Here is a 15,590-nt window from a genome sequence, read left to right as displayed (position 1 = left end):
GACAAGTCTGCCTGGCCGGAACCCGTCGAGCCTGCCACTCCGAGTACCTGGATAGCCAGGATCGTGGTGGGCATGCTGCTCTCATGTGCCATTCCACCGACAGCAGGCCGCCCGCCCCACCGATCCAGGGCGAGGTGGCCTCTCATGAGCAGACAGAGCTGACCGCCGCCGACGGCAACCGTTTCCTCGCCTACCGGGCCGAACCCGCCGAGCCGAACGGGCGCAGCGTGGTGATCCTGCCCGACGTGCGCGGGCTGCACCCGTACTATCGCGACCTCGCCGTGCGCTTCGCCGAGGCGGGCTTCCGTACGATCGCGATCGACTACTTCGGCCGGACGGCGGGACTCGGCGACCGGGGCGACGACTTCGACTACATGACGCACGTCAAGCAGCTCAGCAGCGACCACGTGCGGGCCGACGCGAAGGCCGCCACCGACGCCCTGGACGGGCCGGTCTTCACGGTCGGCTTCTGCATGGGCGGCGCCCAGTCGTGGCGGCAGGCGTTCGAGGGGAACGGCCTGGCGGGCGGCATCGGCTTCTACGGCGCCCTGCGCGCCATCGGCGAGCCGAAGACCGGGCCCGGCGCGCCCCTCCTGATGCTGCTGGCCGGCGCGGACACGGCCACCACGCCCGAGCAGTTCGCGACGTTCGAGGACGCGCTCGACCAGGTCGGCACGGGGCACGAGAAGGTCGTCTACGACGGCGCGCCCCACTCCTTCTTCGACCGCTCGTACGCCGAGTGGGCGGACGCCTGCCAGGACGCCTGGCGCCGCATCCTGTCGTTCACCGAGCGCCACTCATCCTAGGTAGGCGGCCCTGACGACCGGGTCCTCCCTGATCTCCCCCGGCGTGCCGGTGGCGATCACCTTGCCCAGGTCCAGCACGACGATCCGGTCGCAGGTGTCCATCACGAAGCTCATGTCGTGCTCGACCAGCAGCACGGTCGTGTCCAGCGCCTTGACGACCTCTCCCAGGCGGGCCGTCTGGGAGGCGTCCAGGCCCGAGGTGGGCTCGTCCAGCAGCAGCAGGCGGGGCCGGTCGGCGAGGGCCCTGGCCAGCTCGACGAGCCGGCGCTGCCCGACGGGGAGCGCGGCGGCGTACGCGTCGCGCATCGCGGTGAGCCCGCACAGCTCCAGCACCTCGCTCACGCGCTCGCCGCGCTCCCGCTCGAGCCGCCGCCGGGCGGGCCAGCCGACGAGGTCGGCGGCGAGCCCGCCACCGCCGCCGTGCCAGTCCAGCGCGGCCAGCACGTTGCCCGCGACGGTGAGCCGCCCGAACACCTGGGTCCGCTGGAACGTGCGCCGCACCCCCGCCCTGGCCCGCCCGACCGGGGAGACGCCGGTCAGGTCCCGGCCCGCCACGCTGACCCGTCCTTCGCTCGGCCTGCGCAGCCCGGACACCACGTCGAACAGCGTCGTCTTCCCCGCGCCGTTCGGCCCTATGACGCCACAGACCTGACGCTCCGCGACCTCGAACGACGCCTGGTCCAGCGCCTTGACCCCGCCGAACGCCACCGACACGCCCTCCACGGCCAGCATGTCACCGCACTCCCAGGTAGGCGGCGGTCAGCCGCTCGCTGTCCACGTCCGAACGCGGCCCCGCCCAGGTGACACGGCCCAGCCGCATGAACGCCACCCTGTCGGCGATGGCCAGCGCCTCGGTGGCCTTCTCCTCGATCAGCAGCAGCGCCACCCCGCGCTCACGCAGCTCGGCGAAGACGTCGAACACCTGCCGCACCACCATCGGCGCCAGCCCCAGCGACGGCTCGTCCGCGATCAGCACCCGCGGCGGCCGCACCAGCGCCGGGGCCAGCGTCAGCAGCTGCTGCTCGCCGCCGGACAGGGCCCCGGCGAGCACGGTACGGCGCTCGGCCAGCCGGGGCAGGCGCTCGTAGACGGGATCGGGATCGGACAGCCACGTCCGCAGGTTCTCCTCCACCGTGAGGCCGGGGAAGACGCCCCTGCCCTCGGGCGCGAGCAGGATGCCCGCCCGTGCCCTGCGGTGGGCGGGCCAGGCCGTGACGTCCTCGCCGCCCAGCAGGATCCTGCCGCTGGTGACGGGCAGGTCTCCGGCGGCCGCCGCGCAGGTCGTGGACTTGCCCGCGCCGTTCGCGCCGAGCAGCGCGACCACCTCGCCGGGGTTGACGGCCAGGTCCACGCCGCGCAGCACGGTGCAGTCCGCGTAACCGGCGACGACGCCCTCCAGCCTGAACAGCGGCCCCTCCGCCCGGGCCGGCGGGAGAGACGGTGCCGGCTCCGTAGAGGTGTGGGGGCGGTGGCGGAGCTCGGCGAGCTGGGTGAGCACCCCGTCGGGATGCTTGGCCAGGATCATCCCGCCGGCCCCGAACAGGATGGCCCCGACGTGCGCGGACACGCCCCAGGTGGCGAGCAGTTCGGGCACGACCACCGCGATCATGCCGCCGAGCACCGCGCCGCCGATGCGGCGCACACCCTGGAGCACGACCACGGCCAGCCACACGAACCCGGAGAACGCGGGGAGGTCGGTCGCGGTGATCGACCCCTTGGAGACGGCGAACAGCACCCCGCCCAGCCCGGCGATCGCCGAGGCCAGCGCGAACAGCATGATCTTGGTACGGGGCGCCGACAGCCCGGACGTGGTGGCTGCGGCGGGGGCCGACCGGACCGCCAGGATCGCCCGCCCGGATGCCGACTTTTCGAGATTCCGTACGAGCAGCGCGACCCCCGCGATCAGCACGAGCAGCACCACCACCCGCACCCGGGCATCGGAGGTGTCCGCGAAGCCGAGCCCGAGCGCGGGCAGCGGCCAGCCGATGGTCCCGTTGCTGAACGCGTCCACCTGGAACAGCACCTGGTCGGCCAGCAGCGCCATGGCCAGTGTCGCGAGCGTCAGCACCCGCCCGCCCAGCCGCAGCGCGGGCAGTGCCACCAGCATTCCCGCGGCGGCCGCCGCCACCACTCCCAGCAGGATCGCCGCGAAGAACGGCAGCCCCGACGAGAACGCCCACCCGCAGGTCAGCGCCGCCATCGAGGCGAAGGCGGCCTGGGCCAGGTTCACCATGCCGCCGATCCCGGTCACCACCACGAACGAGCAGAAGATCAGCGCCAGCACCAGCCCCTGCGCCGCCACGCCCACGTAGTACTCGGACGCGAGGAAGGTGAACGCCAGGAGCGCGGCCAGGCCCAGCGCCCAGGGCAGCCGCCGTCGCCAGGGCGGCAGCCCCGCCAGGTGGTCGGGCGGGGGCGCGTCCTCGGCCGCGCTGCCCGCGACCCGCTCACGCGATCGGTTCAGCAGGACCAGTCCCGCGAACAACAGGATGACCGGCACGGCCGTGCGCAGCCCCGTGACCTCTTCGAGGAAGTCGGTGTACCCGGCGACGAGATTCTGGATCACGCCGAGCGCGAGCCCGGCCGCGAACGTCCACGGGATCGACCGCAGCCGCCCGAACACCGCCGCCGTGGCCGAGGCGAACAGCAGGACCGTGTACGCCGTGGCGTCCAGCCCCAGCACGGACACGGCCAGCACCCCGGCGAGCCCGGCCAGTCCCGAGCCGAGCATCCAGGCCAGCGCCGAGGTGGCGTCCGCGTCGATGCCCCGGAGCGTGGCCAGGCGGCGCCGGTCGACGGCGGCCCGCATGCGCAGCCCGTACGGGGAATGCCGCATGAACGCCCACAGCCCGGTTGCCGCCACCGCCGAGAAGCCGAACGTGATGAGCTGGTCGGTGTCCAGCCGGGCGCCCAGCACGTCGAAGGAGAGCGCGGGGTGCGGCCCGATGCCGCGCGGCAGCGAGGTCGCGTCCGCGCTCGGCAGCCCGGCCAGGTCCACGACCAGCAGGCCCAGCGCGGGCAGCGCGATCGTCAGACCGATCGTGGCGACGATCTGCGCGGTCTCGCCCGCCTGCGCGAGCCCGCCGAACATGGTCTTGTGCAGCGCGTACCCGAGCGCGGGCGCGAACAGCGCCACCGACACGAGGGCGGACAGCCACGCGGGCAGTCCGGCGGCCGCGTTCAGCTCGTAGAACAGCAGGGCGGCCAGGAAGCCGATGGCGCCGTGGGCGAAGTTGAACACCCCGGTCGCCGCGTACGAGAGCGTCAGGCCCGATCCCATGACCGCGAAGATCGCCCCGGTGACCAGGCCGCTGAGCACGTAGCCGAGGATCATTTGAGCGGCACGTTGTCGAAGCACTTCATGCTCTTGGCCACCTGGAAGGCGCCGTTCTCCAGCTTGACCAGGGCGCCGCAGCCGTTCGGCTCGCTGTGGTCCTTGGGGTACTGGATCCTGCCGAACCCGGCGTTCTCATAGAGGTAGTCGCCGTTGCCGGTGGCCAGGAACTTCTCGCGGGTGAGGTCCTTGCCGGTCTTGTCCAGCATGTCGAGGAAGATGTCGGCGGACCAGTAGCCGATCGCCATGTGCTGGGTGAGCACGGCGCCCGGCGACACCTTCTCGACGTCCTGCTTGAACTGGGCGATCTCCGGGGCGGTGGACTCGAACGGCTCGAACATCGGCGCCGCGATCACGCCCTCCAGTGCCTGCGCACTGGCCTGGTCCTTGAGTATGGCGGCGTCGTAGCTCGTCGCGTCCGTCAGCGCGCCCTTGTATCCGGCCCGCTTGAGCGCCGAGTACAGGCCGACGTTGAACTTGGTGCCGGCGATCACGGAGACCACGACGTCGGGGGCCTTGCCGCCGTTCGAGGTCATGATCTTGTTGACGTACGGGAGCCAGTCGGGGGGCGGTGCGGCGGCCGGAAGGCCGGAGTTCACGCCGACCAGCTTGAACCCGGCGGCCGTGAACGACTGGGAGATCGTGGTGCCGCCGTACTTGCTGCCGCTGGAGTCGGAGGTCTGCACGTAGACGGTCTTGCCGGCCGCGCCACCGAGCAGGTCGGCCATCTGCCTGCCCCACCACGTCTGCGAGCCCGCCCCCTGCTTGGGCGCGAGGCAACCGTTGTAGCCGAAGCCGGTCTTGGTGCCGCACCACTGCGGGCCGGTCGCCCAGCCGAACCACGGCACGCCCTGCTGCTCGAGGAAGGCGGCGCCGCCGAAGTTCGGGGCGTGCACGGGAACGAGGGCGAACACCTGGTCCTTCTGCACGAGCTTCTTCGCCGCCGCGTCGCCCTTGGCCGCGTCCTGGCCGTCGTCCTCGGCCCCGACGAACTCGATCTTGCGCCCGTGCACACCGCCCTCGGCGTTGGCCCGCTCGAACCTGGCCTTCGCCCCGATCTCGGCGTCCTTGGTGGAGTAGCCGCTGGCGCTGGTCTTGGTCAGGACGCCGCCGACCTTGACGGTCGTCTCGGTCACGCCTGGCGCGGCCGTTCCGTCTTTCGCCTGGCTTGTCGGGCTCTTCTGCTGGGCCGCGCACCCGGAGACGAGCAACGTTACTGTGAGTGCCGCCGCCGCGACCCGCCGTACCATCCTGGCCTCCTGCGATTTGGCCTAGCGCTCGCTTGGTTTTGCGCCGAGCGTAAATTCGGCTCGGTGGGGTGTCAACGGGCGCGCCCGAGCAACCGCTTGCTCGCAATCACGAGACCGGGTTACCGTGTGGCGCATGCTGATGCGCGCGGCCGTGCTGACCAGGTTCCACGCCCCCATGGAGATTCGCGAGGTCGAGATCGCCGACCCCGGCCCCGGCGAGGTCCGCGTGCAGATCAAGGCGTCGGGCGTGTGCGGCTCCGACCTCAAGGCCATCGACGGCAAGAGCCCTGTGGTGAGCAGGCTGCCGTTCATCCTGGGGCACGAGAGCGCGGGGGTGGTGGAGAGCGTCGGCGCGGGCGTCACCGGCGTCCGGCCCGGCGACCACGTCATCATCTCGATGAACGGCCCCTGCGGGCGGTGCCGCCACTGCGGGGCGGGCCGGTTCCACCTGTGCTCGGGGCCCGCCAGGCTGCAGGCCATCATGGGCGGATCCCCCAGGATCACCCTGGACGGGGAGGAGACGCGCCGGTTCATCGGCATCGGGTCGTTCGCCGAGTACGCGGTCGTCGCCGAGACCATGTGCGTGAAGGTCGCGAAGAGCGCGACCTTGGACGCCCTGTGCCTGCTGGCCTGCGGCGTCGTCACCGGCGTCGGCGCGGTCATGAACGTCGCCAAGGTGCCGCCCGGCGCCGGCGTCCTCGTCGTGGGCTGCGGGGGCGTAGGGCTCAACGTCATCCAGGGCGCGGTGCTCGCGGGCGCCACCACGATCGTGGCCGCGGACGTGGCAGAGCAGAAGCTCAAGCTGGCCGAGCGCTTCGGCGCCACCCACACGATCCTCGCGGACGACCTTCCGCGGCAGGTGGACGAGGTGGTGAAGGGCGGCGTCGACTACGCCTTCGACGCGACGGGCGCCCCCGGCGTCCTGTCCGCGGCCTTCGCCGCGACCCAGCCCGGCGGCACCACGGTCATGGTGGGCAGCCCGCCCCAGGGCAAGCCGGTGGAACTGGACCCCGGCCTGCTGTTCTCCTCCCGCCGCCTCATGGGCACCCAGGGCGGCGACGCCGCGCCCCAGCGCGACCTGCCCATGCTGGCCGGCCAGTACCTGCGCGGCCGCCTCGACCTCAACGGCCTCATCTCGGAGCGCCTGCCGCTCGACCAGATCAACGAGGCGGTCGCCCACGTCAGAGAGGGCTCGGTCGCCCGTACGGTCATCACCTTCTGATCCGGTTTGCGATAGAGCACGCTCTAACTCTTAGCGTGGGTCACATGAACGCACGACAAGAACGGTACGAGCAGGGCCTGGCGATGCTCAGGCAGATCGACGGCGAGGCGGGGCAGCGGGTGATCGACTCGCTCGCGGACATCTCACCCGAGCTCGCCCACCAGGTGGTCGCCTGGGGCTTCGGCGAGATCTACTCCCGGCCCACGCTGCCGCCCCGCGACCGGCAGCTGGTCACCCTCGGCATGCTGACCGCCCTGGGCGGCTGCGAACCCCAGCTCGAGGTGCACGTCAACGCCGCCCTGAACGTCGGGATCACCCCGGCCCAGATCGTCGAGGTGTTCCTGCACGCCGCGGGCTACTGCGGCATGCCGCGCGCGCTGAACGCGACCTTCGTGGCCAAGAAGGTCTTTGCCGAACGCGGTCTCCTCCCGGTCGAGAACTGACGCGTCGCCACTGGACGTGCCGCCGGGACAGGTCTATTCGGTGGAGGATGACACAGACCAGGTTCGCCGTCTCCCTCCCGCAGCAAGTGGCCGACGGCACGTTCGACCCCGGCGCGTTCCGCGACTACCTGAGGCGGGCCGAGGAGCTCGGGTTCCACAGCGCGTGGACCCGGGAGAGCGTGCTGGCGCCGTCGCCGCTGCCCATGCTCAGCCCCATGGAGACCATGACGTACGCCGCCGCCTGCACCGAGCGGCTGCGCATCGGCTGCGCGGTCTTCATCAGCGTGGTGCACAGCCCGCTCCACCTTGCCAAGAGCATCAGCACCCTGGACCAGCTCAGCCGGGGCCGCCTCGAGGTGGGCTTCGGGCTTGGCAGCCGGGACAACCTCCCCAATTTCGGCATTTCTCCGGACGGGCTGGTCTCCCGGTTCACCGAGGGCATCGAGCTGATGAAGACCTGCTGGACGGAGACCAAGGTGGCCTTCGACGGGCGGTTCTGGCACGTGGACGCCGCCATGGAGCCCAAGCCGTACCAGAAGCCGCATCCGCCCGTCTGGATCGGCGGCCACAAGCCCGCCGCGATCCGGCGCGCGGTCCACCACGGCGACGGCTTCTTCGGCGCCGGCGGCTCCACGACGGCCGCGTTCGCCGAGCAGGTGCGGATCGTCAAGGACGAGCTCGCGCAGGCCGGCCGCGACCCCGGAAGCTTCGGGATCGCCAAGCGCGTCTACGTCTCGGTCGGGGACGAGCAGCGGATCTCGGGGCTGCTGGAGCGCATGTACGGCGACGCGAGCATCGCCGTCGAGGGGCCGCCGGAGACGTGCGTACGCGGGCTGCGCGAGGTCATCGAGGCCGGGGCGGACCTGGTCCTGCTGGACTCGATGTTCGACGAGCCGGAGCAGCTGGAGCTCCTCGCCACTCAGGTGCTGCCCGAGCTGCGAGGAAATGAGGAATGACGCCATTACTCTGAGTAGCTGACGATCTCGGAGAGGAGACGCGAGGTGCGGATCCGGCGGGCCGCCATGGCCACCCTGCTCGCGGCCCTGGCCACTCTGGCGCCCGCCCAGGCCGCGCGGGCCGCGAGCCTGTACGACTTCGGCGGCCAGAACGTGATCATCTGGAGCGAGCCCCGGGCCGGCTCCACCCGCGTCGGCCTCGGTCTCCCCGGCCAGGGCTTCCAGTCGGACCGGTCTAAGGAGGGCGAGCCCTACCGCTGCGACTGCTTCGACAGCACCCTGTGGCACCACGGCCGCAACACGACCACCGGCGCCGTCGGCTGGGTCGCCGCCTGCGACCTCGTCGACACCGACTGAAGCCCCCTAAACCCCCAGCTTGACGGGCTCGGGGTGCTGAGGCGCCGGGCCGTCCTCCTCGTGGCCCTCCACCGAGAGGTTCGGCAGCAGGCGGTCCAGCCAGCGCGGGCACCACCAGTTGAGCCGTCCCAGCAGTACCATCGTCGCCGGCACCAGGAACCCCCTGATGATCGTGGCGTCCACCGCGATGGCCACCGCCAGCCCCACCCCGAACGTCTTCACCATCGGGTCCGGATACGCGATGAACGCCACGAACACGGCCACCATGATCAGGGCGGCCGACGTGATGACCCGGCCCGTCGAGCCCAGCCCCTCCGCGACCGCCCGCGCGTTGTCCCCATGCCGGTGGTAGGCCTGCCGCACCGCCGTCAGCAGGAACACCTCGTAGTCCATCGAGAGCCCGAACAGCACCGCGAACAGCATCAGCGGCACATAGCTCTCGATCGGCACCGAGAAGAAGATCGTCTGCAGGGACGACGAGCCGGCGGGAGCATCCATGCCCACCAGGCGACTGCCCAGGCCGATCGAGAACACCAGGGCCAGCGCGCCGAAGGCGGCGCCGAGCGAGATGAGGTTCATCACCGCGGCCTTCACCGCGACGACGGGGGCGCGGAAGGCGAGCAGCAGGAGCAGGGCGCTCAGCAGCACCACCACGCCGATGACCAGCGGGGTGCGCTCGGACATCCGGGTGCCCGCGTCGGCCATCGCCGCCACCTTGCCGCCCACGTGCACGCTGACCCCGGGCAGCGACATGGCCCTGATGTCCTTGACCACGCCGGACGCCCGCGTGTCACTGGGGGCGTAGTCGGTGACGACCTGGAACATGACCGAGCGGCCCGAGGAGTTGACCTTGGGGGTGGCCACGTGCGCGACGCCGTCGACGTCCTGCACCTCGCGGGCGACCTGGTCCACGATGGGATCCTTCGGGTCGGCCACCTGGGAGGGCAGCTCGGCGACCACGATCAGCGGGCCGTTGGCGCCGGGGCCGAAGCCGGTGGCCATCAGCTCGTAGGCGCGCCTGGGCTCCGAGCCCTGCGTGCCGTACCCGTCGTCGAGCGGCCCCAGCTTCAGCGCGAGCGCCGGAGCGGCCACCACGCCCAGCACGATCACACTGCCGGCCAGCACCCGCCACGGCCGGCGCGCCACCCACGCCCCCAGGCCCGCCCATCCGGAGCCGGACGAGCCGCCGCCGCGCAGGAAAGGCACCTTGAGTGCGTTGATCCGGTGGCCGAGCAGCCCGAGCAGGGCTGGGACGAGCGTGACCGAGGTCAGCACGGCGGCGATGACGGAGATGCCGGTGATCCAGCCGAGCGTCGCCAGCAGTGGGAACCCGCCCAGCATGAGCGCGCTCAGCGCGATGATCACCGTGCCGCCCGCGAACACCACGGCCCCGCCCGAGCTCGCCACGGTACGCCGCACGGACTCCACGACCGGCACCTCGTCCGCCAGCATCCGCCGGTGCCTGGACAGCAGGAACAGCGCGTAGTCGATGCCCACGCCCAGGCCGATCATCGTGGCCATGATGCCCGCCTGCTTGGGCACGTCCAGCACGTGCCCGAGCAGCCCGATCACGCCGAGCCCCGACGCGACGCTGACCAGGGCCGTGAAGATCGGCACCAGCGCCGCAACCAGCGTCCCGAACGCGAACACCAGCACCAGCAGCGCGCACACCACGCCGATGATCTCGCTGGGCCCGGTCCTGATCTCCTTGTCGGCGGGCGTGGAGCTGTCGGCCGCCACCACCTCGATCCCGGCGGCCCGCGCGGGGTCTGCAGCCTTCGACAGCGCGCGGGTGTTCTCGGCGGGCTTGGTGCTGTCGTGGCCCTGCATGCGGATGGCGATGAGCCCGATCTGCAGGCTGGAGGAGATGCCGCCACGCCGGAACGGAGTGTCCACCTCAACGACGTGCGGCATGGAGCGCAGCCGCGCCAGGGCGTCCTCCACGGCCTGCTTGCGCCGCTTCTCGATGAGCGGCCCGTCGGCGGAGTAAAGGACGAGCTGCACCGTGCCGCCGGTGTCGTAGCCCGGCCCGAAGCCGGTCTTCATGAGATCGTGCGCCCGCTGCGCGTCGGTGCCGGGAATCGTCACGTCGTTGCTGACCGGGCTGCCGAGCACGAGGCTCCCGCCCATCAACGCCGCCGCCACGACCACCCATAACGACAGCACCAACCGTCCGTGCCGCGCGCACCAGCCGCCCAGCCGCCCAAGAAACCGCGTCATCGCCCAAGGCCCTCTCGACGACCGTCCTGTACGCTCGTACAGGATTACGATAAAGCAGGAAATATCCGGAGGGGATGGATCGCACGGAAATGAGACGATGACCACACCCGACGACACCCGGTCCCGGATCCTGGCGGCGGCCAGGGAGTTGTTCGCGCAGCGCGGTTACGCGGGCACGTCCCTGGCCGACATCGCGGCGGCCGTTGGGCTGACCAAGACCGCCGTCGCCTACCACTTCCATCCCAAGGACCGCCTGGCCACCGAGCTGCTCGCCCCGGCGGCCGACGACATGCTGGCCCTGCTCGGCACCGACTTCCCGAGCAGGGAGGCGTTCGTCGACGCCCTGGTGACGTTCGCGGTGCGCTACCGCTCGGTGATCCGCCTCTTCATGGAGGACCTGGCCGCCGACGACCCCGGCTCGCCGGACTCGGAGCGCGCGACGGTCAGGACGTTCAGGGACGAGATCTTCGCCAGGCTCGCAGGCGACTCCCCCGATCCGGAGACCGAGCTGAAGAGCTGGGCCCTGCTCGGCGCACTGCAGTGGGGCGCGGTCAAGACGATGGACCTGCCGGAGGAGCAGGTCCGCGACGTGCTGCTGGAAGCCTGCCGCGCCTTCTAGAGCCCCAGCTCACGGCGGGTGGGGTCACTCGCCGGGGACCTGGCCCGTCGGAGTCTCCGTCGGCTCGTCGGGGTCGGGGCCCGACTGGGCCGCCAGGCCGACCACGATCACGACGGCGGTCCCCGGCTCGGCGCAGGTGCCCGGCTGGACGGTCTGGCTGAGGACCATGCCCACCCGGGACTCGTCGTCCACCACCTGACCCCTCGACCGTACGGTGAAGCCCGCCCCGATCAGGGCCTTCCGGCCGTCCTCCAGGGACTGGCCGACGACCGGGGGCACTTTGGCGCCGTTGCGGGCCACCGTGAGCGCCACCGGGGTGCCGCCCGTGACGCGGCTGCCCGCCTTGGGCTGCGTGGAGAGCACCTGGCCGTCCGGCTGGCCGGTGCATGAGCGGGTGACGGTGCCGACCGCCAGGCCCGCGCCGGTCAGCCGGGCCTCGGCGGCCTTGAGTTGCAGGCCCGTGGCCCCCGGCACGGGCAGCCCCGCCGACACCTGGATCGAGACCGTGCTGCCCTTGGCCACCGTCGTGCCCGGAGCGGGCTCGGCGGCCAGGACCCGGCCGATCTTCTGGGGCGAGTCGAGCTGGGTGACGGTGCCCAGGACCAGCCCGGCCCGCTTCAGTGCCCTCGTCGCCGCGTCCTTGTCCAGTCCCGTCAAGGACGGGATCGGGACCGTGGCCGGAAGTGCCACAGGTGGGCCGGCGGTGGGCTTGCGCTCCTGCTGCGTTCTGTCGGGCTTGAGCGGGGATGACGTGTCCGCCGGAGGACGGGACTTCACCGGGTCGGACTGCGAGGGGACCGTCGGGCCGGCCGCCTGGGACGGCTGGACGGCGTCGCTCTTGTTCATCGCGGGGATGAGGGCCGTGACCAGGACCGCGGCCGTGACGAGCAGGGCCGCGCAGACCGCGATGACCGCCCTCGGCCAGCCGCGGCTCGACGTCAGTGGAGCGTTCCGGGAGGTCGACGGCTCCACCGTGCTCGGGCCGGAGGGCGGGCCGCCGCCTTCCTGAGTCCCGGGTAACCGGTATCCGCCGGGCGTCCCCGTCGCCTCGGGCTGGGCCATCGGCGTCCGTGGCCCGGTGGTCGCCGAGCGCTGCTCGGGCACCAGCGGCGGCGGCGTGACCCGCAGGATGTGAGCCGGAGGCGAGTCCAGCACCTCGGCCGGCACCGCGTCCGACTCCCCCAGCAACTCGAACAGCAGCTCTCTGCTGGTGGGCCGGTTCCGCGCGTCCTTGTCCAGGCACGCATCGACCAGCGTCCGCAGCCGCCCGTCCAGGCGCCCCAGCTCGGGCGGCGCGGTCAGGATGCGGTGCAGTACCGGCGCCACCGAGTCCTGCCCGAACGGCGCCGTCGCGTTGGCCGCGAAGCACATGGTGGCACCCCACGAGAACACGTCCGCCGCCCCCGTGACGGCTGACGCCGTGATCTGCTCGGGCGCCATGTACGCGGGCGTGCCCACTCCCCGCCCGCTCACCGTGGCCGCCGCGTCCAGGGCCTTGGCCAGGCCGAAGTCGATCACGCGCGGCCCGTCGGACCCGAGCAGCACGTTCTGCGGCTTGAAGTCCCGGTGGACGATCCCCGCCCGGTGGATCGCGGCGAGCGCGGTGGCCGTGCTGACCGCGAGCCGCTCCAGCGCACCGCCCCGGCGCGGCCCGGTCAGCGCGACCTCCCTCTGCAGCGAGGGCCCGTCCACGTACTCGCTCACGATGTACGGCCGGCCCTCGTCGAACCCGGCGTCGATCACCTGGGCCGTGCAGAACCTCGCCACGTGCTTGGCCAGCTCGACTTCCCGCAGGAACGCCGCCTGTTCGTCGCCCACGGGCCCGTGCAGCAGCTTGACCGCGTATGTCTCCCCGCCCCTGGAGCCGAGGAACACCGTGCCTTGTCCGCCCTCACCCAGCCGTCCGGAAAGCGCATACTCCCCGAGTCGCTGTGGGTCCCCCGTCCTGAGCGGCTGCGCCGTTGGCACGGGGCGCCTCCCCTCGCCGCCACCCGTTCCTGCTCTCTACTGAAAGCAACGGGCCGCGTTCAGTCAACGGTGCTCAGGGCAATCGCCGCCTGACCGTGACACAGCTGGTCAAGAAGCCCGTGCGACCGTACCCGAATACGTCACTTCGTCCTTACCCTGGCGCGTCACCTTGATGGCCATCCGGTTCGAGTCGGACATCGGGAACATCCGCAACGTTCCCGGATAGCATTCGCTGCCCGTGACCTGATCGAGGGTGAAGACCGCCCCTCTCCCGTTGCGCCCGAGCCGCCCGGAGCAGTGCAGGTCCGCTCCCCACCGCATGGCCCCGCCGTCGGCGCCCATTCGCAGCTCGACGGGGAAGACCCGGTGCGCGGTGAAGTGCTCGGCGGAGCCCGTCCACGTGCCTTCCAGCCCAGGCCCTCCGGCTCCGCGCACCCAGAACACGAACCCGGCCACCGCCATGGCCACCCCCGCCGCCGCCACGACCATCTGCCAGGGCCGAACCCGCCTGCGGGACGGGGCCTTCGATGAGGTGTCGCGTGCGACGACGGGAAAGCTCGTGGTGGGGTCGGGGTCCATGATCCGGCCGGGGTCGGCGCTGGGCGGCGCGGTCTCGATGACCAGCCGGAGCCCGGCCGTAGCGGGGTCGCCGGCGGCCGGGGCGCCGGTGGGTGCGGGCTGGTAGGAGCCGACGGCCGCCTGCGCGCCCGACGACAGCACGTCGCCGCCCGCCGCCGCCTGGCCCAGCAGCCGCCGCAGCACCTCCTCCGTGCCGGGCCGGTCCCCCGGCTCCGGCGTCAGGCAGGCCTCCACGATCTCCCGCAGCCGCCCGGTCAACGCCCCGAGGTCCGGCTTGCCGTACAGGATCCTGGCGAGGATCTCCTGGTAGGTGTCCGCCTTGTACGCGTGCCGTCCCGTGGCGGTGTACACGACGGTCAGCCCCCAGGCCCACAGGTCGGCGGCCGGCCCGGCGGGCTCGCCCTTGATGCGCTCGGGCGCCAGGTACGCCGGGGTGCCGACGGGCATCATGTTGGTCGTGGTCGCGGTGTCCATGAGCCGGGCCACGCCGAAGTCGATCACTCGTGGCCCGTCGATCCCGAGCAGCACGTTGCCCGGCTTGAAGTCGCGGTGCACGACGCCGGCCCGGTGGATGGCCCCGAGCGCGGTGGCGGTGCCGATGGCCAGGCGATCCAGCGAACCGCCCAGGCGGGGCCCCTTGGCGACGACGTGCTCCAGGAGAGAGGGCCCCTCGACGTACTCGCTGACCAGGTACGGACGGTCGCCTTCGAGGTCGGCGTCGAGCAGCTGGGCCGTGCAGAACGCGGCCACCCTGCGCACCGCCTCGACCTCGCCCAGGAACCTGCGCCGCACGTCTGGATTATCGGACAGGCTGGCGTGCAGCAGCTTGACCGCGACCTGGGCCCCCTGCGCGGAGTGGCCCAGGTAGACGACGCCCTGACCGCCCTGGCCGAGCCTGCGCGACAACCGGTACGACCCCAGCTGCCGCGGGTCATCGGCTCGGAGTTCGGACATATTTCCCGATTATGCCGGGCTTTCGATCAGCCGCGCGTACTCATCGAGGAACGGCAGCACCGCATCCGCGGGCCCGCTGGGCAGCGAGGCCACCGCCTCCTCGATGCCGAGCCCGGCGAAGTAGTCGAGCTTCTCCCTTGTCGGCAGCGTCCCGAACGGGATCACCTTGGCCATCGGCCGGCCCGCCTTCTCGCACGCCTCGCGCAACATCGGCAAGGCCGTCTTGATGCCCTTGCCGCCGATCGGCATCCAGCCCTCGGCGTACTCGGCGACCTGGGCGAACAGCTTCGGCCCCGCGGCGCCGCCCACGTACACCGGTGGCCCGTCGAGCGGCTTGGGCCAGGACCAGGAGGGCTCGAACCCGTCGAACGACGCCACCTCGTCCCGCCACAGCGCCCGCATGGCGAGCACGTTCCGCCTGGTCACCTCGCGGCGGCGGCCGTACGGGACGCCGTGGTTCTCGATCTCCTCGACGTTCCAGCCGAAGCCGACCCCGACCACGACGCGCCCGCCCGACAGGTGGTCGAGCGTGGCGATGGCCTTGGCGGTCACGATGGGGTCGCGCTGGGCGGCGAGCAGGATGCCCGTGCCGACGCGCAGCCGGCGCGTCGCGGCGGCGGCGAAGGAGAGGGCGACGAGCGGGTCGAGCGTGCGCTTGTACTCCTCCGGCAGCTCGTCCTGGCCCGCCGCGGGAGGGGTACGGCGCGAGACCGGGATGTGGGTGTGCTCCGGCACGTAGAGCGAGTCGAAGCCGCGCTCCTCCGCCGCTCTGGCGAGGTCCTGGATCGGCATGGCCAGATCCGTGGCGAACATCGTGAGCCCGAGCCTCATGCGATCCCCTCCTGGGCGAACCAAGCGATTGCTCGGTTAAGATTTCCAGAG

The 15,590-nt window shown here is 71.9% G+C and carries 13 protein-coding genes; 6 read left to right on the top strand and 7 right to left on the bottom strand.

Annotated elements, in window-relative coordinates:
- Positions 1-83: 83 nt before the first annotated feature.
- Positions 84-806, top strand: coding sequence for a dienelactone hydrolase family protein (locus ACQPWU_RS12205; RefSeq protein WP_433439275.1), 723 nt, complete (start codon positions 84-86; stop codon positions 804-806).
- Here the strand turns inward: ACQPWU_RS12205 and ACQPWU_RS12200 are convergent.
- From ACQPWU_RS12200 to ACQPWU_RS12190, 3 genes are read right to left on the bottom strand one after another with little or no spacing between them, the layout of a single operon-like run.
- Positions 798-1,538, bottom strand: coding sequence for an ABC transporter ATP-binding protein (locus tag ACQPWU_RS12200; RefSeq protein ID WP_433439272.1), 741 nt, complete (start codon positions 1,536-1,538; stop codon positions 798-800). The genes ACQPWU_RS12205 and ACQPWU_RS12200 overlap by 9 nt on opposite strands.
- 1 nt (position 1,539) lies before the next feature.
- On the bottom strand, positions 1,540-4,140 hold the full coding sequence (locus tag ACQPWU_RS12195; protein ID WP_433439269.1) for an ABC transporter permease subunit: 2,601 nt from the start codon (positions 4,138-4,140) through the stop codon (positions 1,540-1,542).
- Positions 4,137-5,276: an ABC transporter substrate-binding protein gene (locus ACQPWU_RS12190; protein ID WP_433439267.1), complete on the bottom strand. Its 1,140-nt coding sequence runs from the start codon at positions 5,274-5,276 to the stop codon at positions 4,137-4,139. Before ACQPWU_RS12190 ends, ACQPWU_RS12195 begins: the two co-directional genes overlap by 4 nt.
- Before the next feature lie 247 nt (positions 5,277-5,523).
- Between ACQPWU_RS12190 and ACQPWU_RS12185 the strand changes: the two genes are divergently transcribed.
- The 4 genes from ACQPWU_RS12185 to ACQPWU_RS12170 are packed head-to-tail and all read left to right on the top strand — an operon-like array spanning position 5,524 to position 8,368.
- Positions 5,524-6,612 (top strand): alcohol dehydrogenase catalytic domain-containing protein, encoded by a 1,089-nt coding sequence (locus tag ACQPWU_RS12185; RefSeq protein ID WP_433439264.1) that lies wholly within the window; start codon positions 5,524-5,526, stop codon positions 6,610-6,612.
- A 44-nt stretch (positions 6,613-6,656) separates the two neighbouring features.
- Positions 6,657-7,055 (top strand): carboxymuconolactone decarboxylase family protein, encoded by a 399-nt coding sequence (locus ACQPWU_RS12180; protein ID WP_433439262.1) that lies wholly within the window; start codon positions 6,657-6,659, stop codon positions 7,053-7,055.
- A 47-nt stretch (positions 7,056-7,102) separates the two neighbouring features.
- Positions 7,103-8,011: an LLM class flavin-dependent oxidoreductase gene (locus ACQPWU_RS12175; RefSeq protein ID WP_433439259.1), complete on the top strand. Its 909-nt coding sequence runs from the start codon at positions 7,103-7,105 to the stop codon at positions 8,009-8,011.
- Between the two features lie 45 nt (positions 8,012-8,056).
- On the top strand, positions 8,057-8,368 hold the full coding sequence (locus tag ACQPWU_RS12170; RefSeq protein ID WP_433439256.1) for a hypothetical protein: 312 nt from the start codon (positions 8,057-8,059) through the stop codon (positions 8,366-8,368).
- 6 nt (positions 8,369-8,374) lie between these two features.
- Here the strand turns inward: ACQPWU_RS12170 and ACQPWU_RS12165 are convergent, their stop codons facing one another.
- Positions 8,375-10,588, bottom strand: a complete 2,214-nt coding sequence (locus ACQPWU_RS12165) for an MMPL family transporter (RefSeq protein WP_433439253.1) — start codon at positions 10,586-10,588, stop codon at positions 8,375-8,377.
- A gap of 97 nt (positions 10,589-10,685) precedes the next feature.
- Between ACQPWU_RS12165 and ACQPWU_RS12160 the strand changes: the two genes are divergently transcribed.
- Entirely contained in the window at positions 10,686-11,207 is a 522-nt protein-coding gene (locus tag ACQPWU_RS12160) for a TetR family transcriptional regulator (RefSeq protein ID WP_433439251.1), read from the top strand.
- Between the two features lie 24 nt (positions 11,208-11,231).
- Here ACQPWU_RS12160 and ACQPWU_RS12155 read toward each other — a convergent pair whose 3' ends face one another.
- From ACQPWU_RS12155 to ACQPWU_RS12145, 3 genes are all read right to left on the bottom strand, one after another.
- Positions 11,232-13,175 (bottom strand): protein kinase domain-containing protein, encoded by a 1,944-nt coding sequence (locus tag ACQPWU_RS12155; RefSeq protein WP_433439248.1) that lies wholly within the window; start codon positions 13,173-13,175, stop codon positions 11,232-11,234.
- 108 nt (positions 13,176-13,283) lie between these two features.
- Positions 13,284-14,708: a serine/threonine protein kinase gene (locus ACQPWU_RS12150; protein ID WP_433439246.1), complete on the bottom strand. Its 1,425-nt coding sequence runs from the start codon at positions 14,706-14,708 to the stop codon at positions 13,284-13,286.
- Positions 14,709-14,717: 9 nt separating this feature from the next.
- Positions 14,718-15,539: a TIGR03619 family F420-dependent LLM class oxidoreductase gene (locus ACQPWU_RS12145; protein ID WP_433439243.1), complete on the bottom strand. Its 822-nt coding sequence runs from the start codon at positions 15,537-15,539 to the stop codon at positions 14,718-14,720.
- Positions 15,540-15,590: the final 51 nt, after the last annotated feature.

This window comes from Nonomuraea sp. CA-141351 (assembly GCF_050944675.1).
In the GTDB taxonomy this organism is placed as follows: domain Bacteria; phylum Actinomycetota; class Actinomycetes; order Streptosporangiales; family Streptosporangiaceae; genus Nonomuraea.
The sequence above is the reverse complement of the archived record's forward strand: the minus strand, read 5'-3'. Positions and strand labels throughout refer to the sequence as shown.